At 63.1% G+C, this 18,345-nt stretch carries 19 protein-coding genes and 1 pseudogene; 6 read left to right on the plus strand and 14 right to left on the minus strand.

Annotated elements, in window-relative coordinates; genetic code table 11:
- Positions 1 to 492 precede the first annotated feature (492 nt).
- Positions 493 to 786, minus strand: coding sequence for a hypothetical protein (locus AC1DQ3_RS22400; RefSeq protein ID WP_477122344.1), 294 nt, complete (start codon positions 784 to 786; stop codon positions 493 to 495).
- Between the two features lie 642 nt (positions 787 to 1,428).
- Here AC1DQ3_RS22400 and AC1DQ3_RS22405 point away from each other — a divergent pair.
- On the plus strand, positions 1,429 to 2,286 hold the full coding sequence (locus tag AC1DQ3_RS22405; protein WP_477122383.1) for a peptidylprolyl isomerase: 858 nt from the start codon (positions 1,429 to 1,431) through the stop codon (positions 2,284 to 2,286).
- 78 nt (positions 2,287 to 2,364) lie between these two features.
- Here the strand turns inward: AC1DQ3_RS22405 and AC1DQ3_RS22410 are convergent, their stop codons facing one another.
- Positions 2,365 to 2,946 carry a lytic transglycosylase domain-containing protein gene (locus AC1DQ3_RS22410; protein WP_477122384.1) on the minus strand — a complete coding sequence of 194 codons (582 nt, stop codon included), beginning with the start codon at positions 2,944 to 2,946 and terminating at the stop codon, positions 2,365 to 2,367.
- Between AC1DQ3_RS22410 and AC1DQ3_RS22415 the strand changes: the two genes are divergently transcribed.
- The 4 genes from AC1DQ3_RS22415 to AC1DQ3_RS22430 all read left to right on the plus strand — a co-directional run bounded on the left by AC1DQ3_RS22415 (position 2,882) and on the right by AC1DQ3_RS22430 (position 5,602).
- A complete protein-coding gene (locus AC1DQ3_RS22415; RefSeq protein ID WP_477122390.1) occupies positions 2,882 to 3,031 on the plus strand; it encodes a hypothetical protein in 150 nt (49 codons plus the stop codon). The two genes, AC1DQ3_RS22410 and AC1DQ3_RS22415, sit on opposite strands and share 65 nt — an antisense overlap.
- 384 nt (positions 3,032 to 3,415) lie before the next feature.
- Positions 3,416 to 4,729, plus strand: coding sequence for a cytochrome C (locus AC1DQ3_RS22420; RefSeq protein WP_477122385.1), 1,314 nt, complete (start codon positions 3,416 to 3,418; stop codon positions 4,727 to 4,729).
- A 153-nt stretch (positions 4,730 to 4,882) separates the two neighbouring features.
- A complete protein-coding gene (locus AC1DQ3_RS22425) occupies positions 4,883 to 5,041 on the plus strand; it encodes a high-potential iron-sulfur protein (RefSeq protein WP_477122386.1) in 159 nt (52 codons plus the stop codon).
- Between the two features lie 117 nt (positions 5,042 to 5,158).
- Entirely contained in the window at positions 5,159 to 5,602 is a 444-nt protein-coding gene (locus AC1DQ3_RS22430; protein WP_477122345.1) for a DUF7673 family protein, read from the plus strand.
- Between the two features lie 183 nt (positions 5,603 to 5,785).
- On the opposite strand, the gene AC1DQ3_RS22435 is transcribed toward AC1DQ3_RS22430, so the two are convergent.
- The 4 genes from AC1DQ3_RS22435 to AC1DQ3_RS22450 all read right to left on the minus strand — a co-directional run bounded on the left by AC1DQ3_RS22435 (position 5,786) and on the right by AC1DQ3_RS22450 (position 10,795).
- The gene (locus AC1DQ3_RS22435; protein WP_477122391.1) at positions 5,786 to 6,235 is read right to left on the minus strand and encodes a hypothetical protein; all 450 of its coding nucleotides are present in this window, start codon (positions 6,233 to 6,235) and stop codon (positions 5,786 to 5,788) included.
- A 686-nt stretch (positions 6,236 to 6,921) separates the two neighbouring features.
- A complete protein-coding gene (locus AC1DQ3_RS22440; RefSeq protein WP_477122346.1) occupies positions 6,922 to 9,156 on the minus strand; it encodes a xanthine dehydrogenase family protein molybdopterin-binding subunit in 2,235 nt (744 codons plus the stop codon).
- Between the two features lie 11 nt (positions 9,157 to 9,167).
- On the minus strand, positions 9,168 to 10,151 hold the full coding sequence (locus AC1DQ3_RS22445) for an FAD binding domain-containing protein (RefSeq protein WP_477122347.1): 984 nt from the start codon (positions 10,149 to 10,151) through the stop codon (positions 9,168 to 9,170).
- Positions 10,151 to 10,795 (minus strand): (2Fe-2S)-binding protein, encoded by a 645-nt coding sequence (locus tag AC1DQ3_RS22450; protein WP_477122348.1) that lies wholly within the window; start codon positions 10,793 to 10,795, stop codon positions 10,151 to 10,153. The genes AC1DQ3_RS22445 and AC1DQ3_RS22450 overlap by 1 nt, the downstream gene beginning before the upstream one ends.
- A 345-nt stretch (positions 10,796 to 11,140) precedes the next feature.
- Between AC1DQ3_RS22450 and gcvA the strand changes: the two genes are divergently transcribed.
- Positions 11,141 to 12,037, plus strand: coding sequence for a transcriptional regulator GcvA (gene gcvA / locus AC1DQ3_RS22455; protein WP_477122349.1), 897 nt, complete (start codon positions 11,141 to 11,143; stop codon positions 12,035 to 12,037).
- 192 nt (positions 12,038 to 12,229) lie between these two features.
- Here the strand turns inward: gcvA and AC1DQ3_RS22460 are convergent, their stop codons facing one another.
- The 8 genes and pseudogenes from AC1DQ3_RS22460 to AC1DQ3_RS22495 form a co-directional block, all read right to left on the minus strand.
- Complete coding sequence (locus tag AC1DQ3_RS22460; protein ID WP_477122350.1) at positions 12,230 to 13,426, minus strand: CaiB/BaiF CoA transferase family protein; 1,197 nt, start codon at positions 13,424 to 13,426, stop codon at positions 12,230 to 12,232.
- A 2-nt stretch (positions 13,427 to 13,428) separates the two neighbouring features.
- Positions 13,429 to 13,854, minus strand: coding sequence for a PaaI family thioesterase (locus AC1DQ3_RS22465; RefSeq protein ID WP_477122351.1), 426 nt, complete (start codon positions 13,852 to 13,854; stop codon positions 13,429 to 13,431).
- Positions 13,851 to 14,843 carry a tripartite tricarboxylate transporter substrate binding protein gene (locus tag AC1DQ3_RS22470; RefSeq protein ID WP_477122352.1) on the minus strand — a complete coding sequence of 331 codons (993 nt, stop codon included), beginning with the start codon at positions 14,841 to 14,843 and terminating at the stop codon, positions 13,851 to 13,853. The genes AC1DQ3_RS22465 and AC1DQ3_RS22470 overlap by 4 nt, the downstream gene beginning before the upstream one ends.
- A 40-nt stretch (positions 14,844 to 14,883) precedes the next feature.
- Positions 14,884 to 15,687: an enoyl-CoA hydratase/isomerase family protein gene (locus tag AC1DQ3_RS22475; RefSeq protein WP_477122353.1), complete on the minus strand. Its 804-nt coding sequence runs from the start codon at positions 15,685 to 15,687 to the stop codon at positions 14,884 to 14,886.
- Between the two features lie 9 nt (positions 15,688 to 15,696).
- Positions 15,697 to 16,458 (minus strand): SDR family NAD(P)-dependent oxidoreductase, encoded by a 762-nt coding sequence (locus AC1DQ3_RS22480; protein ID WP_477122354.1) that lies wholly within the window; start codon positions 16,456 to 16,458, stop codon positions 15,697 to 15,699.
- A 1-nt stretch (position 16,459) separates the two neighbouring features.
- Positions 16,460 to 17,605, minus strand: coding sequence for a thiolase family protein (locus AC1DQ3_RS22485; RefSeq protein WP_477122355.1), 1,146 nt, complete (start codon positions 17,603 to 17,605; stop codon positions 16,460 to 16,462).
- Positions 17,606 to 17,616: 11 nt separating this feature from the next.
- Positions 17,617 to 17,970 carry a Zn-ribbon domain-containing OB-fold protein gene (locus AC1DQ3_RS22490; RefSeq protein WP_477122356.1) on the minus strand — a complete coding sequence of 118 codons (354 nt, stop codon included), beginning with the start codon at positions 17,968 to 17,970 and terminating at the stop codon, positions 17,617 to 17,619.
- Between the two features lie 155 nt (positions 17,971 to 18,125).
- Positions 18,126 to 18,320 (minus strand): annotated as a pseudogene (locus AC1DQ3_RS22495) (DNA-binding protein); the annotation flags it as partial.
- Between the last annotated feature and the right edge of the window lie 25 nt (positions 18,321 to 18,345).

Genomic DNA, 18,345 nt, shown 5'->3' on the forward strand with positions numbered 1-18,345 from the left:
CATGGCGCTCCGGCGGCAAGCCGGTGCGGCCTGCCCTGCCCTTTTTTTCATGATGTCACCCGTTGTCTCTTCTCCGTCATACAAAGGCTAGGAAGGAAATGCACAGAGATATACCAACCAGATGGATTAGTGATGTACGGCACACAATTCATTCGGCCGCGAGCTAAATGCATAGTTATAGGTACAATGTCTCTCTTCATGGCTGGCATACATGGCCACCTGAATGCAGAGGAGGCATCCATATGTATTCCGCTGGCCGTGTTGGCTTGATGGCTCCGAAACAAATAAGGGGATCTGCTACATGATCCGCCCTGCTCGCGGCGAAGCGAGTTGGCAAGGAAGTCGAAGCGAAACGCTGCCCTCATCCGCGATCCGAATGCCTGTGGCGCGATCACACGTCATCCCGATCCACAGCCGATCAGTAAGTCCGGCCCGATCTGCACACGAAGCGCGGCCCCCCAACCCTATCGCAGTGCAAGGGCACCGCCTGGGCTATTGCTCCGTGTCGCTCTTTACCCCGTCTTCGGCCATGGTGTCATGGCTGATCGGTTCTTCTTTCATCTTTCGCTCGGTCATGCTGTCGGGGCTCGCCGGCTCTTCCTTCATCGGTTCTGCTGCCATGCCGTGGTAGTTCGTCACGTCGCTCTGGGCTCCTTCCTCTGCAGTGGCATGGTGACCCGTCGGGCTCTCGATGACCATCCCGCTTACCGTGGTATCGGCAGCGAAGGCGCCAGCGGCCGCGAACGTCAGGCAGCAGGCGAGAGCGGTGGCAGTGAGCTTGTTCATGATGATCTCCCTCAGCAATTCAACGAAGACCCGGGAAATCCCGGGGGGCGGGATCTCCACGGTATGGGCCCGCGGAGCCCCTTATTACGCTCGTAGTCTCATTGCGCACCGGCGTGCGTCCTGATAACGAAAGCACCGGCGTAAGCCGCGTTCAGTTTTTGCCGTGGCGCATTGATCGGACGGGGCCCGGTGATCATGGCGTGCGGATGAGTCGGCGCCAGTCTGGGACCCTGCTCTCATGCTGGACCAGACAGGAGATAAGACAAAGTAGGGATCCACGCCGAACTTCATGGGGAAAATCCCCCTATGCCAGGTGGACTGCGTCACGACTCCACGTTAGTTGCCTGCGCGATGTCGTCCCTTGGTGGGCGGCCCTACCTCATCTGTAGGAGGTTGACCCATGGCAAGCCTGATAGGCCGCCGGCACAATGCAATGGCCAGGAGCAAATTGAGCGCCGTCACGTGCCGCCGCCATCAAGAATGGGGGGGCGATATGAACAGCATCCGCGCCGGCTTCCGGGCAATGAGCGCGCGCCGTCGAACATTGCTAGGAGAAGACCTGCACGAATGTGGACGGACGCAGCCGATCATTTCTCGACCCAAGACAGCGATCTTGTTGGCGACACTCACCGGGATGCGCAAATGAATACGAACGCCTTGACCCTCGTAGCCGTTTCCTTCGCCTTCGCGCTTGGCCAGGCGGTACCGGTTTACGCCCAGGAGGCCGCCAGCAAAGGCAACGGCAGCCTGCCGACGGACACCTTGGCGATCGTGAATGGCGTGGCGATCCCGCTGGCGCGGCTCAGCGACGCTATGCGCGCGGCGCGTCAGCCAGATACGCCGGAGTTGCGCCAACTGTTCAAGCAGGAACTCATTGCGCGGGAGGTGTTGCGGCAGGGTGCCGAAAAACAGAACTATGGCATGAAGCCAACAGTGCAGGAAGCGGTCAACGCAAGCAAAGCCGCAGCGGAGACTGAACTCTACCTGCGGGACAACATCCATCCCGATCCGATCACCGACGCGCAGGTCAAGGCCCGCTACAGCGAGATTGTTGGCTCGATGGGCGAGGAGGAGTACAAACTACGGATTCTTTCGGTGGCGGACGATGCTACGGCGGCGAAGGTGCTGGAACGATTGAAATCAGGTGTTGCCTTCGAAGCGCTCGTGCGCGAGTACAGCATTGCGTCGAGCAAGGAAGACAGTGGTGAAATGCCGTGGGTCAGTTTCAAGACCCCGGCGACCGAGGGAAAGACGCAAGGTGTGCCGTTGGCCGTCGCGCGGGCAGTGACGCAACTATCCGTCGGCGGCGTTACGCTGGCGCCGATTGCCGTCGACAACGTTCGCGTGATCGTCAAGCTGGATGCCAAGCGTGCGACACATGTGCCGACATTCGATCAGATGAAGGGCGCAATTCGCCAGCAACTGCAGGTGCTCGCCCTCAAGAACGCGAGCGCCGGGTTCATCGGTGCCCAGGTGCAACACGCGACGATACAGCAATGACGGCAGACGCCTCCCGCCTGCCGCAGGCCGGAGGCGGGTTGTCATTGGCTTTAAGCGCCCGGCGAGCGCGACCGACGCCTACGGATAGCTCTTGGTACCGCTCAAACGCCGATAGTGTGCCATGACCAACGGTACATAGCTTTGCGTTTCCGCATAAGCCGGGATGTGATAGCCCGCCCGGATCACCGCATTCTCTCCCGCGTTGTACGCCGCCAGTGCCAACTCAATATCCTCTTTGAACAGATCCAGAAGAAAGCGCAAGTACTTGGCGCCCGCCAGTACATTGTCGCGGGGATTGAGTATGTCGCCCGCAGAGAAACGCCTGGCGGTCTCCGGCATCAATTGCATCAAGCCGCGCGCGCCTTTCTTGGACACCGCATTTGGGTTGTATCCGGATTCGACTGCAATCACCGCCGTTATCAGTTCGCGGGGCACCCGCGCATCGCGGCTCGCTTCGGCAATGATCTCGGAGTACTGGGCGGAATCCATTGACTTTGGGGAAGCGGCGGCAATGTCTTTTCTTGCACCGCTTGCTGCGGGCTCGTTAGCGGTAACAACCACGCGCAGCGCCGGATTGCCAGGACTGTTTGTCAGCATGATCGATCCATCGGCACTCACGGAACCGAAGATCTGGGCCCTCGCCACGCTCGAGCAAGCCATGCCCAATGCGAAGGACGCAATGAGAACGCTGACCCTCGGCAAGGGTGGTAACACGCGAGCACGCATCTGGATATCCCCCAACTGAATTGTGCAGACGAGCATGGAAGCGCGGCATGGGTTGGTTCCCTACCGAAGCGGTAGGGCGAACCATCGAATCCAGTTCCGCCCGATAGCGCCCGTGCCGGGCGTGACCTCGACAATCCGCCGCGGCGCTGCCGCTAGTGCACTTGGGTACTTGCCGACGTCGTTGGAAATCCGCCCGATGGAGCTCTGGCTTCTTTAAGCGCGGCGACGGCAATCTGTTCCGAGCAAACCAATAGTGAATGCACCCTGATGATCAGGAGTACATCTACCCCTTATAGACTGCGCGCGAGCGACCTAGAATTTCCTACAAGCTGGAGCAGAACCGATAACAGACGGGAGTACCGCAATGAATACCCCCTTCGCATTAACGAGAGGCGCCGTAGTCATGCTATGGCTGATTGCATGTTTCGGCTTCATTTCGCGTACCGAAGCCAATCCGCTTTTCGCAAGGCAAACGGGCCTGAATTGTTCTTCCTGCCACACGATCTATCCCGAACTGACACCATTCGGCCGGAAATTCAAACTAGGCGGATACACAATGGGTGAACGCGAGAAGGTTCCGCTAGCCCTGATGGCGGTCTTCTCTCGCAATTCCATCAACGACAATTCTGACAAGTCGACCGGCGATAAACTCTATGGCAAGAATGACGCGTTTGTTGCAGAGGCCATCAGCCTGTTTTCCGGCGGAAAGATCACAGATAACGCCGGGGCTTTCATCCAGTGGACCTACAACAATGTCAGCACCACGGATAACCAGACGTTCTTTGGCCATAGTGCGCTCGACAATACGGATCTGCGCCTGGTGAAAGCGTTTGGTTCGGAAGAAAAGCCAACGATTTTCGGCCTGACGCTAAACAACAACCCCACCGTTCAAGACGTCTTTAATACCACACCGGCGTGGAGCTTTCCGTACTGGAGCCCGAGTATCGCGGCCCCAGGCCGAGGCACACTAACGTTTATTGAGTCGGGTGCGCGGGTAGCCGGGATTGGTGGCTATGCCTACGTGCTGGATTCGCTCTACCTTGAGGCGAGCTCATATCAAACGGCGAATGGGGCACTATCGGTTTTGCGCGCGGGCACCCCGGATAGTCAAAGAGTTTCGCTCCACGGCGCCAATCCGTACTGGCGAATCGCCTACACCCTTGACGGTGAGAACCAGAATTTCACGATCGGCCACTTTGGAACGATTGCGACGGTCGAGGTACCGGACAGTACAAATCCCGGGGACCGGTTTCGCGATCTTGGATTCGATGTCCAGTACCAGTTATTTACTAAAAACGATCGCCATATCATCAGCGCACAGGCTTCAATGATCAAGGAGAAAACCGACTGGCGATCGGGCTTTCCCAACGGCAGCAATGACAATCCCAGCTCGAACCTGCGTTCGACTCGAGCCAAGGTCACCTATCTGTTCGACCGCACCTATGGCATCACCGCCGGTGCATTCAAGGTGACAGGCGACGCCGATTTCGCGCGGTTTGGCACGACCACAGGCAAGCCGGATACGTCTGGCTATATCGTCGAGCTGGACTATTGGCCGAAGTTCAAGTTTGCGTGGGACCCGCAGATGAACGTCCGCTTCGGACTTCAATATACGGGCTATACCAAGTTCAATGGTAGCCACTCGAACTACGACAGCACGCTCCGACGCGCAGCGGATAACAACACCCTGTTCTTCTATGCGTGGTTCATGTTCTAAGCCCTGTACCAGGGAGGATGTGCCATGAAAAAAATCATACCGTTATCGCGCCGAAATATGCTTCGTCGCAGCACGATCATGCTGGGATCCATTGCTCTGATTCCAATTGCGATTCACTCGCCGTCCGCCAAGTCCGGTTCGGCGACGAAGGGGATGCTCCATTACCAGGAAAGCCCAAAGGATGGTCGGTCGTGCTCCGACTGTACTTCGTTCAGGCCACCGACCGCGCCGGATTCGGAAACAGGCACATGCAAGATTCTGGAGGGCCCTATCAGCCCTCACGGGTGGTGCATGGCTTTTTCGCCACGGTGAGTCGGCATCCCGGAGAAATATCATCCGGAATGCAAGGGAAGCCCGCGGATGCGCCTGCAACGCGAGCCATGCTGCGGCGAATTTCATCATCGAATCCGCACCCTCGGAGACAACGCCATGAGCCTCCCACCCCGGCCCAAAACGCGAGCCATCACCCACCAGGTACCGCAGCACCTAGTGGAGGCCTTCCTGAAGATTGCGAACGAGCTCTTCACCAATGCGCGCGGCATGCGGACTGTGGCCCAGCGTGCCGAAGCGGTGCGGGCCCAGGATATCGACATGGGCCTCGACTCGCTGGTGCACCTGGCTGAGGTGGCGGAGGGCGACAGCCTCCAGGCCGGCATCGCGGCGCGCTTCCTGGCTGGCCTCTACAACGGCCAGGCCTATCCGTTCGATCTCACCGAGTTGCGCGCGCTCGATGCCGACCTGTTCGAGCACTGCCTGGCGGTCTTGCGCCTGGACAATCGGCCGAAGGTGGAGATCCACCAGTATTTCCCCGATGGCCAGGCGCGCTTCCAGCGCCTGATTGCCAACAGCCGCGGCGGTCCTGGCGCACCGTGAAGCGGGCGCTGAAAGGGCGGGACGACAAGAAGATCAGCGCGGCCAATCTCAGTTCGCTCTGCGCGTTGACTGGCACGGACGGAGCGGATCACAAAGATCACAACTACGGCACAAAAAGGGCGGCCGGCTGCGGACAGGGAATCTCGAATTGAACGCCACGACTTTCCCGCCGTTCCACGAGCACTACTTTGCCGACGGGACCTGCAGCAGGATGCCTGCGCATCCCACATTACCGAGGAGGCCTGACATGGAACGCCTCGACTTCAACACGATGCCCACCAATGCCGGCGGCATCCCGGAGGGTCTGCCTGGCCATCTACGACACACGCTCTCCGCAAATTCGAGGTCGTAGCCACGCTCCAGCATGCCGGTGACGATGCGCGCAGCCATCGCGCGCCGCAGCTGGTCGGCCTCTCCGGCGGAGAAGCCGGCCGCGAGAACGGACAACGCGAAGCTTGTCGTCGGGCAGCATGTGACGTTGCGGGCCGGGTTTAAGTCGTGCGCCTCCATCCTTGCAACAAGCTGCGGAGCCGGATGGTGCTTGTCCCGGTCCCTGCCGGTTCCGCTTGATGTTGCCGAGCCGTTGGATCGCCTCGTCGCATAGGGCGATCGCGCTGCCGTGATGGGGGACATTGAAGATCGGGCAGTCATCTCTGCAGCGAGGCGAACAGATCCACCGCTTCGTCCGCAGGTAGCCGTGCGGTTCAGTGATCGCATGGAATTCGTTGGAAGCGGGCGCCGCACCCGGCTGGCGCAGGACGGCCGGCAGCCAGCGGCGTCCCTCCAGGTGGTACTCGGCTGCGGCGGGTTGATCAGATCGCCCTGCTGGCCGTCTGCGTCGCGCACACCGTCGACACGATCACCACGCGCCAGCACACCAGCTTGCACCGGCCGTCAGTATGGACAGGGCCGACTGATGGAGTCCCACGGCCACGTCCTACCTGACCAGCATACCCAAATCTCGACAGCTGAATGCGGTCCACGAGACAGAAAGCAACGAAACCGCCACCAGCATTGCCGGCATGAAGAATGCCGGCATGAGCGCACCGCACTGAGGCGCTCCTGCTGGCCCGCGCCCGCCCGCCTCACCGCCTCGCCAGACAGTACTCGCGCGCCGCGCATCGCTGCGTTTTGCTGCCCGGCTTTCGTCGAGGGCGCCTACCAGCACTATCTGGACCGTGATCCTGTTGCCGGCCAGACGGAGAAGCCCGTCGTCGCGCTTCTCGACTCAACAGCCCGACTATCTGTCAGATCGAGTCCCAGCTGATACACATAACCGGTTCTCCTCCGCTCCGCAACATCCAGTGCAGGGCCGCCGCTCAGGAAGCGGTTTCGCCTGGCATGTTCATCAGCTTTTCCATGGTGATCGGCAGGTCACGCACGCGCTTTCCCGTGGCGTGATGGACCGCATTGGCCACCGCCGCGGCAAAGCCCGTAATGCCGATCTCCCCGATACCACGCGCACCAAACTCGTTGAACTCAAGGTCGGGATAGTTGAGCAGAATCACGTCGATCTGCGGCTGGTCGGCATGGACCGGCATCACGTACTCGGCGTAGTTGTTATTGCCGGGCATCCCGTTGCGCTCGTCGTACTCCGTGGCCTCGAACAGCGACATCCCCACGCCCATGACGATGGCGCCTTCCACCTGGTTCCTGGCCGTCACCGGGTTGATGACGCGCCCGACATCGATCGCGCTGACTACCCGCGAGACGCGCAGCCGTGAAATGCCCGGGTCCCAGCGGACTTCGACGAAGTGGGCGCCAAAGGACATGAACGACAGCTTGTCCAGGTTGGGCGCGCCGCCGGTACGGGCGAAGCCTTCCGCGCTGGCAAACCGCTGCGCATCGAGGATCGACGCAAAGTCGACGGTGCGCTTGCCATCGGTGAGGCAGCCGTTCTGCATCGTCAGCGTATCAGGTTTGGCCCCGGCGAAGTCGGCGCCTTCCTGCGTGGCGAACGCGCGAAGCTGGGCGATGGCGTTGCGCGTGGCCTCGGCCACGGTGGGCAAAACGCTGGCCGTGGCCCACGATCCGCCCGCCACCGGCGCTGCCGGGAACGATGAATCGCCGAGCTTGACGTCGATCTTCTCGAAGGGCAGCCCGGTCAGCTCGCTCACTGCCTGCGCCACGATCGTGTACATGCCGGTGCCGATGTCCTGGACCGCGCAGGTCACGGCTGCGGTGCCATCGCTTCGCAGGTGGACGCGGGCTTCAGCCGGCGTGCGCCATGCGTCCCAGTTGCAGACCGCCATGCCGTAGCCGATCACTTCGGTGCCATCCACCATCGAGCCCGGTCGTGGATCGCGCTTGTTCCAGCCGAACTTGCGGCTGCCCTGTTCGATGGCCTCGCGCAGGTGGTTGCTGGACCAGGGCAGATTCAGGCTTTCGTCGCGCGTGGCAATATTGGCAAGCCGGAACTGCACCGGGTCCATGCGGCAGGTCAGCGCCAGTTCGTCGACGGCGGATTCCAGCGCGAACAGGCCGGGGGCGGCGCCTGGCGCCCGCATCGATGTCGGCGCGCCACGGTGAACATTGGTCGTGTGATGGCTCACCGTCACGTTCGGGCACGCATAGAGACTCTGGGTCATCCCGCCGCAATTCTCCACATACTGTTCGATGAACGACGTGGTGTTGACCGATTCGTGCCGGATCGACGTGATCTTGCCATCGGTGCCGGCCGACAGGCGCACGCGCTGCCGCGTTTCGGGTCGTTGTCCGGTAGTCGTGAACATGTACGCGCGTGGCACCACGAGCTTCACGGGGCGCCCGGTCATCTTTGCCGCCGCACTGGCTGCCACGGAATGGGGCCACAGGAACAGCTTCGAGCCGAATCCAGAGCCGATAAACGGCGCGTCGACGGTCACGCTCTCGGGCGTGAGCCCGAAGATCCGCGCGATGGTATTGCGATGCACCGTCGCGCCCTGGGTGGCCTCGTACAGGTGCAGGTCGCCGCCCTCCCACCACGCCAGCGTGGCATGCATCTCCATCGGGTTATGGGTTTCGACCGGGGTGCGATAGATCGCGTCGACCTTGACGGCCGACTGGTCGAACGCCGGCTCGGGCGCGCCGCGCGAATGCGCACGGCCGCCATCGCGCAGGCCATTCGCCTTGATGCCTTGTTCAAGATCGATGACCGGCTTGGTGCCCGTGTACTGCACCTTGACGCGATAGGCAGCCTCGCGCGCATGCTCGAACGTGTCGGCGACGATCAGCGCCACCATCTGGCCGCCATAGTGGATCGTGTTGTCCTCGAATGGCAGGCGGTGTTCGTCGGTGATCGATGCGGTCAGAATGGTTGCGCCTGAGATCGGGCTCTTCGGCGTCTTGTAGAGGCGCAGGAAGTTCCCGTTGTGCAGGACATCGACCACGCCCGGCACACGGCGCGCGTCGTTCATGTCGATGCCAGCAATCCGGCCGCTGGCCACGGTGCTGTACACGCCATAGGCATGCAGCATGCCAGGCATTGCACGATCGGCGGTATAGGATGCGGAGCCGGTCACCTTGAGCCGGCCATCGATGCGGCGCGGCGATGCGCCAATACCAGTGTTGTTCACGCAGGTCTCCCTTATACCGTCAGGCGCGACAGGTTTCGTATGACGGCCTGCTGGCCGAGCAGAATCTTGAAGCCGTTCTGTCCGTATGACTGCGCGCCAGACATCGCGGCGGCGGCGGCCTCGTGGATCAGCGCTTCGGATACCGGCTTGCCACGCATGACCGCCTCCGCCTTGGCCGCGCGCCACGGCTTGGTCGTAACGCCGCCGAGCGCGATGCGGATATCGCGCACGGTCTTGCCGTCGAGCGCAAGCACCACGGCGCTCGACGCGAGCGCGAACTGGAAAGAGCCACGGTCACGCAGCTTCAGATACGCGGACTTGCCGCCAGACATCGGCGCATCGAGCGTGATATGCGTGATCATCTCGCCGGCATCCAGTGCGTGCTCTTTCCACGGCGTCTCGCCAGGCAGGAGATGGAAGTCGGCGAACGGAACATCGCGCTTGCCCTTGGCACCTTGCAGGTGAATGGTGGCGCCAATGGCAACCATCGCCACGGACATGTCGGAAGGATGCGCCGCAATGCACTGCTTGCTGCCGCCCAGCACAGCATGCACGTTCCGATTCAGTCCGTCGATTGCCGCGCAGCCCGACCCCGGCGTGCGCTTGTTGCACGGGGAGACACCGTCGCGGAAGTAGCCGCAGCGCACGCGCTGCATCACATTTCCCGCGGTCGTGGCCTTGTTGCGCAGTTGCGTGCTGGCACCCGACAGCAGGGCTTGCGACAACACCGGGTAGTGCTTCTCGATGTGCTTGTGCCGGGCCAGCTCGGTGTTGCTGACCATCGCGCCAATCCGCACGCGCCCGTCGCCGGCCACTTCGATCCGATCGAGCCCGAGCTTGTGAATGTCCACCACATGCGCCGGCTGCATGACGTCGAGCTTCATCAGGTCCAGCAATGTCGTTCCGCCAGCCAGGAACACGGTGTCCGCGCTGCGTGCATGCAGCGCGATGGCTTGTTCCACATCGGCCGCGCGTGAGTATTCGAATGTACGCATCAGAGAGCCCCTTTCTTCATCTTGCCGCGGGCGTCCTGGATCGCCGCCACGATGTTCTTGTAGGCGCCGCAGCGGCAGATGTTGCCACTCATGGCTTCCCGCACCGCGGGTTCGTCCGATGGAATGCGCTTGTCCTGGAGTATGCCGACCGCGCTCATCATCTGGCCCGCCGTGCAATAGCCGCACTGATAGGCGTCGTGGTCCCAGAACGCCTGCTGGATCGGATGCAGCTTGCCGTCGCGCGACAGTCCTTCGATGGTTGTGATCTCATCGCCATCGTGCATCACCGCGAGAGAGAGGCACGCGTTGACCGCCACGCCGTTGACGTGCAATGTGCAGGCGCCGCATTGCCCGTGGTCGCAACCTTTCTTGGTGCCGGTCAGATGTAGCTGGTCGCGCAACATGTCGAGCAGGATGGCATTGGGTGCCACGGTGAGCTTGTGGACCGTGCCGTTGACCTTGAGGGTAACCGGATAGCCGTCGGTGGACCGCGGTGTCGCGGGAGCGGCCTCCGCATTGGATGGGGCAGCGGACAACGCAGTGCCCCCCACGCCGACGCCAGACGCGCCGACGCCGACCGGCTGCAGAAGGCGCCGCCGCGACAAGCCGGGCGGGTGCACGGGACCGTCGTCGCTTGCACCCATACGGGCTTGGTCCTGATTCGCTGGATCTTGCATGTGCTTCCACTCCTTGAAACGGGGCTTGACGGACGTATGCGGAGGTCGGTTGCTGCCGCTTCAATGACTCAGGTACGCCGAAGTCGCATTGTTGAAGCAAGGACATGCCCAGCGGCGATGGATGGCATCGGCAAGTCCGTTGATTGAAACAACTGTGTGCCCATTTACTTTATGCACACCACGGTACTCTTTACAAGGCATGTTCTGTTCGCATTCTGTTCGCACCATTACGACGATGTGACGCGCAATATTGGGGCACGTGGCACGTCATCGTATGATTGAGAAATCCTCAACCGTAGCAAGGACCTGCTCATGGATCGCTTGCCTCCCTTGAACGCGTTGCGGGCTTTCGAAGCCGTCGCGCGCCGCCTCAGCATCACGATTGCCGCAGAGGAGCTCCATGTCACGCCAGGTGCGGTCAGCCGGCAGATCCGCACCCTCGAGGATGCCCTCGGTATTCAGTTGCTGCTGCGCGGACATCGGCAGATATCCCTCACGCGCGCTGGCGAGGACTACTACCGTGCCGTATCGAAGTCGATGGACGGGCTGCGCGAGGCCACCATCCGGTTGACGCGACGCACCAGACGCACCCAACTCAAGGTGCGGGCCTATACAACGTTCGCCATGCGCTGGCTGATTCCACGGCTGTCCAGCTTTCACGCGGCGAACGCTGGCATCGAGGTGCTGCTCACGGCATCGCTCGATCCGGTGGACTTTCGGCGCGAGGACATCGATGGCGCCATTCGGCTCGGCGACGGCAAGTGGGATGGTGCCAACGCCTATCGCCTTGTATCCAACATTCTGGCGCCGGTATGCAGCCTCGCATTGGCCAGGAAGGTGCGCAAGCCAGCGGACCTGCACCGCCAGGTGTTGCTGCATTCGATTGCCCGGCCCGACGACTGGGCCGTCTGGCTCGCCGCCGCCAAGGCGGACAAACTGGTGGACGCGCGCAGCGGCATGACGTACCAGAGTTCGGCAATGGCGTACGCGGCCGCCCTGGAAGGCCAAGGGTTCGCCATGGCCCAGCGCTTCCTTGTGGAAGACGACCTGGCCACGGGCAAACTCGTGGCGCCATTCCGGCAGGCCGTGGACATGGGCGAGTTCACATATTACCTGCTCACACCGGCGCACCGTAGCGAGAGCGCCACCATGGCGACCTTCCGCAAATGGCTGCTCTCGCAATTCGCACCTGAAAAGCCTCACGCGTGACAGGTTGCAGTACCGGAAGGTCATGATTCGTTCCTTGAACAATGTCGAGGGTAGATGCTTGTGGGCGCCTTGCCGAACTTGTCTGCGTCGCCGTTGATACCAATGTAGGCCCGATGCTTTCGACTCACTAGAGTGATGGATTTCGTTTCAATGGAAACCATCGGTTGCGAATTGGAACATCACAGGCGCGGCCTACGCGCAGTGGATCGCGCCGCACTCGCGGAGCGCGGATATCTCGCCCGCCGCATAGCCAAGCCTATGCAGCACGGCGGCCGTATCCTGCCCGCAGCCGGGCGCGGGGCGCATCGGTTGCGCGTTGCTGACGGTGCTGCTGATTGGGAAACCCGGCATGCGGATGGCGCCCAGCGTGGCATGCCGGACCTCGGCGAGCATGCGGTTCGCGGCTACCTGCGGATGCTGCGTCACGTCGGCATAAGTCGCCACACGTGCACACAGGATGTCGGCCGGGCGCAGGATGGCCAGCCAGGCATCGGTGGTGCGCGTGACGAAGACCTGCGTCAGTTCCTCCACCATCTGCGCGCGATTAGCCACGCGCAGTGGCGATGTGGCGAAGCGCGGGTCGTCGACCAGTCCGGGCAGGCCAAGCACTTCGCACAGGCGGCGCCACCGGTCCGGCATGTAGGCCGCCACCATGATCCAGCCATCGGCGGTCTGCAACGCCTGGTTGGGCGCGGAGTATGGCGCGGCGCTGCCGGCGCGCACGGGCAGTTCGCCGTCGGCCAGGTAACTGGCAAGCGACGACTGTTGCAATGCGAGCGCGGCATTTAGCAGGTTGACATCGAGATGGCCGCCCTGACCGTCGCGGGCCCGCTGCGCCAGCTTGGCCAGGATGCCGACCACGGCCACATATCCCGTCATCACGTCGACGACAGGCGCCTGCACCTTGCACGGCTCACTGTCTACCGTGCCGATCAGGCTCATGAGTCCGGAATCCGCCTGCAGGATGCCGTCCACACCCGCGCGATCGGCGTAGGGGCCGCTCTGGCCGTAAGCCGAGATCGAACAGTAGATCAATGCCGGATGGTCTTGCGCGAGCACCGCATAGCCGAGCCCGAGCCGGTCCATCACGCCAGGGCGCATGCTTTCGACCACGATATCGGCGTCGGCAATGAGGCTGCGCGCCACCGCGATGCCTTCCGCGGTCTTGAGATTGAGCGAAACGCCGAGCTTGTTGCGGTTGAACGCATGGTACAGGGCGCTGTCATCGCCGATCCAGCCGGGGCCGAGAACACGCCCCAGCTCGCCGGTGGGCGGCTCCACCTTGATCACGCGCGCCCCCATATCGGCCAGCAGCATGGTGCAGGTGGGGCCTGCGCCGATCTGCGTGAAATCGATGACGGTCAGTCCATCCAGAGCATTGCGCAGCATGATCATCCACCCCTGGTATCGCTCGTGTTGCCGGTATCGCGGGCATCGCGGGCCAGCTTGAAGGTGCCCTGGGCCGTCGCGATCCGTTCTCCCGCTTCCGACACCAGTGCGGCGGAAGAGAAATAGATGCTGCGACCGGCGCGGGTCACGGTTGCCTCGGCGCGTACCCGCCCCGTGCTGACCTTGCCTAGATAGCTGATCGTCAGCATCAGCGTGACGGCGTTCCCCAGGGCGCCATCTTCGCCCTGCAGCCCGGCGTAGCCGCACGCGGCGTCGAGAAGCGTCGCGCTGACGCCCCCCTGCAGCGTGCCCTGGCGGTTCAGGTGCCGGGGGGCGACGTCAAGTTCGAACGTGCAGTGACCCTGGGCGACGTGCGTCAACCGGATGCCGAGCGAGTCAAGCAAAGGGTTGTCGATGGAGGGATTCACAGCGCCACCTTGATGTTGTTCTCGGAGATGACGCGCTGCCACCGTGTCATTTCCCGGCCTATGAAGGCCTTGAGTTCGTCGGGCGAGGAACCCTTGGCCTCGAAGCCTTGTTTGGCGAACTGGTCCACCACATCAGGCGATTTCAGCGCGGTCAGCAGCGCGGCGTTGATCTTATCGACCACGGCGCGCGGCGTCTTGGCCGGCGCCAGCAGGCTGTACCAGAGCTCGGCGTCGTAGCCCTTCAGGCCGGCTTCGCCAAAGGCGGGCAGATCCGGCATCAGCGGGGTGCGGCGCTGGCCGGCGATGCCAATCGCGCGCAGCTTGCCGGCGCGCACGTACTGGATGGCGGAAGCGAACGTAGCGAATGAGACCTGCACCTGGCCCCCCATCAGGTCGGTGATCGACGGACCGGTGCCCCGATAGGGCACGTGCAGCAGCTCGGTCTTGTTCAGCTTGGCGAAGACTTCGCCCGCCAGGTGCTGCGGCGTGCCCGGGCCGGGACTGCTGTAGCTGACCTTGCCCGGGTTGGCGCGGGTGTAGTCGATGAATTCCTTCAGGGTCTTGTACGGCTGGTCGGGGTTGGCGACCAGCATGAGCGGCACCGAGCCGATAAGCCCCACGGGCTCGAAGTCGCGCTCGATCCGGAACGGGACCTTCATGCCCAGGTACGGGTTCATGGTCACCTGGCTCGACGCAATGACAAGCGTGTAGCCATCCGGCGCGGCGTGGGCCACGAAATCGGCGCCGAGATTGCCGCCCGCGCCAGGCTTGTTCTCGATCACGATGGTCTGGCCCAGTTGCTGGCTCATCTTCGGCGCGATCAGGCGCGCGAGGATGTCATTGCCGCCGCCGGGTGCAAACGGCACGACCAGCGTGATGGGCTTGCGCGGGTAGGCGGATTGCGCGGTCGCCGGGACCGTGGCGACGCATGCGAATGCTGTGACGGCGCACGCCAGCATGGCGCGCGCGGCCTGGAAAATGGTTGTCATGGTTGTCTCCTGATGTTCAGTGTCGTTACGCGTCGTGATTTCAGTGGCCGGCAAACTTCGGCGGGCGCTTCTCGGCAAAGGCCTTGCGGCCTTCTATCCGGTCGTTGGTGTCGCGGAGGACCCCCCAGTAGAGTTCCGTAAGATCCTGCGCATCGGCTTCGCTCAAATGAGCCGTCTGGCGCGACAGCTTCTTGATGGCTTGCACCGCCAGTGGCGCGTTGCGGGCCACCCCGTGCGCCAATGCCAGCGCACGGTCAAGCAGCTGGTCCGGTTCCACGGTTTCCGAGACCAGGCCCATGCGCTGTGCGTCGGCCGCGTGGATGCGCTCCCCGGTCAGGGCCATCTGCATCGCATGGGCGGACGGCACGGCCTTGAGTAGCCGATGGAGGCCTGATACGGCCGGGATGGAGCCGACGGCGGCCTCAGGCAGTCCGAAGGTGGCATGCGTCGATGCGATGCGCATATCACACTGCAGGGCAATCTCGAGCCCGGCACCCAGGCAGTGCCCGTTGATGGCGGCGATCAGCGGCTTCCAGAACGAGAGGCCGGACAGGTCCATCAGGCGAATGTAGAGGCCCAGGTCGGCGGCGGGATCGGGCGCCCGGAACAGCGCCTTGGGGTAGCTCGCCGGCGATGTTTGCGTCCCCTTCAGGTCCGCGCCGACGCAGAACGCACGTGTGCCAGTGCCGGTGAGCACGGCCACGCGAATGTCGTCGCGGTCCCGAATGGCGGTCAGGTGTTCGCGAAGGTCGCGCAACGTGGCCACATCCAGCGCGTTCAACGCGTCGGGCCGGTCAAAGGCCAGCATAGCCACGGGCCCGTCGATAGTGAGATGCACAGTCATGACGGCTCCTTACACGCTCGGCGACGACAGGCTGCGGCCGCCACACACATAGAGCGTCTGTCCAGTGACATACGAGGCATTCGGCGCCAGGAAGAAGCTGACCGCATTGGCGATGTCCCCGGCAGTGCCAATGCGCTGTGCGGGCACCGATTTTTGCAGTCTGACCTGCACGTCCGGCGCGAAGTTGCGGAACAGCGGCGTATCGACAATACCGGGCGCCACCGCGTTCACCGTGATGCCCTTGGACGCGAACTCGATGGCCAGCGAGCGCGTCAGGCTGACCACGCCGCCCTTGGCGGCCGAGTAGTTGGCCTGGCCGAAGCCGCCCAGCCACGCCCGCGACGAGATATTGACGATGCGGCCGTAGCCCCGCTCCACCATGCCAGGCAGCACGGCACGGCAGCAAAGAAACTGCGAACGCAGGTTGGTGTTGATCACCAGGTCCCAGTCGTCGTCCGTCATCTTCAGGAAGCGCATGTCGCGCACGGCGCCAGCGTTGTTCACAAGGCAATCGATGCGGCCGAGCTTCCTCGCCACGTGATCAAACGCGCCGTTGACGGCAGTCGAGTCTGTCAGGTCCACGGTGACCCCCATGGCCCGGTGGCCCGCATGGATGAGCCCCGCCACGGCATCGGTCAGCGCCGCGGCATCGCGGTCGAGCAGGGCCACGGCCAGGTCCTGTTCCGCCAGCCGGGTAGCGATGCCGAGGCCTATGCCCCGCGCGGCCCCGGTGATGACGGCCACTTGCCGGAGATCATTGTCCGTGCTCATGTCACACTCCCAACAGGTGAACCGACGACGCCGCGTGATCCACGCCAGCGATGCCGCCGCCGGTGCATTGGGTCAGGCCAATGCGCGCCCCCGCGACCTGGCGGCTGCCGGCGCGTTCCTGCAGATGCCACATCACCTCCACCATCTGCGCGATACCGGTGGCGCCCAGCGGATGGCCCTTGGCCAGCAGGCCGCCACTGGGATTCACCGGCACGCGGCCGCCGAGCTGCGTAGCGCCGGAACGAAGCAGCGGGACCGCTTCACCATGCGGCGCCAGCCCTAGTGCCTCGTAGTAGAGCAGTTCGGCAATTGTGAACGCGTCGTGCAGTTCCACCACGTTGACGTCCTGCGGACCCAGTGCAGCTTGCTCGTAGGCCTGGCGCGCAGCGCGGGCGGTGATCTCCGCGTCCAGGATGTCGTCGTCGGCCTGCTCGCGAAGGCCCGAGACGACCACCGATGACAACACCCTGACCGGCCTGGACTGCGCGGGGTGCCGCGTGCTCAGAACAACCGCCGCCGCGCCGTCCACCTGTGACGGGCAACATTGCAGCAACGTGAGCGGATCGGCAATCATGCGCGAGGCCAGCACCTCTTCGATCGTGACTTCCGTGCGTTGCTGGGCAAATTCATTCAGCGCGCCGTTGTGGCGATTCTTGACCGCGATGGCCGCCAGATCCTTGGGCGAGGCATCGCGCTCATGCAGGAACCGGGTGCCGCGCATGGCATACACGGCGGGCAGCACCATGCCCGCCGTGGCGTAGAGATCGGTCTTGTGGTCGTTGCGTTGCAGCGGAATGGTGCCGCCGCCGAGCGCGGTCAGCTGTTCGATGCCAAACACCAGCACCGTGTCGTACTGCTGCGAGAGCAGCGCATGCCGCGCAAGGTGTACACCGGTCGCACCGCTCGCGCAGGCGTTCTCCACGTTGTAGACGGGAACGCCACGCAGGCCGAGATCCCGCACGATCAACTGCCCGAGGATCATGCCGCCCAGCACGTTGGCGCAGTAGACGGCCTGGATGTCGTGGACGGAGACCCCCGCGTCGTCGATGGCCTTCAGTATGGCTTGCTGTGCCAGCTCCGGCGCGAGCACGCCCGCATGGCGGCCAAACGGGGTCATCGCGCCCCCCGAGATGTAGATATCTTGCATGGCGCTACCCTTTAGTTCTCAATGGCGTGAAACACGTATCCGTACGTCTCGTCAGGCTGCGGTACATACCGGTCGCCGATCGTGGGGCGCTCTTTGCCCACCAGACGGCCGAAGATGCGCACCGGACCGGGAAAGTCCACGTAGCCCAGCGCGTACGGTGGCTGGCCGGTCTTCGGCGCAGGGTGGATCACAGTAAAGCTGTAGACCAGTCCGACGCCGGTGACGGGCGCGCTGGCATGGCGCGCCGCCAGCGGAGAATCGTCGGGGACAGCCGGAAATATCCATTCGCCGGTGCGCTGGTCACGGGACGCCAGCAAGGCTGGAGGGGAGTCTGAACTCCACAGCAGGTAGGGCTGAGTTGACACGTTGTCTCCTTGTCGATGGGATTGGCATTGGCATTGGCAAATCCATGACTGGATATTGGTCCCTGGCCCATGCGCCGACAAACGAGATTTCCGGCAGGTTCGCTTGAGTTTTTATCAATCGATTGGTCTGAGTTGCTTCTTTAAGGTGCAACGGTATCAGCCCAGAACTGCGCCAGCACCTCGGTGGGCGTGCCCATGCTGCGCTTGCGCACCAGGCCGTAGAGMCTGTTGGCGGTGGGGGTGATGCCATACCTGAAAGAGAGCAAGGCGCAGACCTCGCGGTAGAGCGCGCGGGTCTCCGGAAACTGCGTGCGCAGCGCGGCCACATTGGCGACGAGCGCGGCCTGCAGGGCGGCGTCGGGAGCGGCGTCGAGC

The organism is Cupriavidus sp. 01T418 (genome assembly GCF_056398885.1).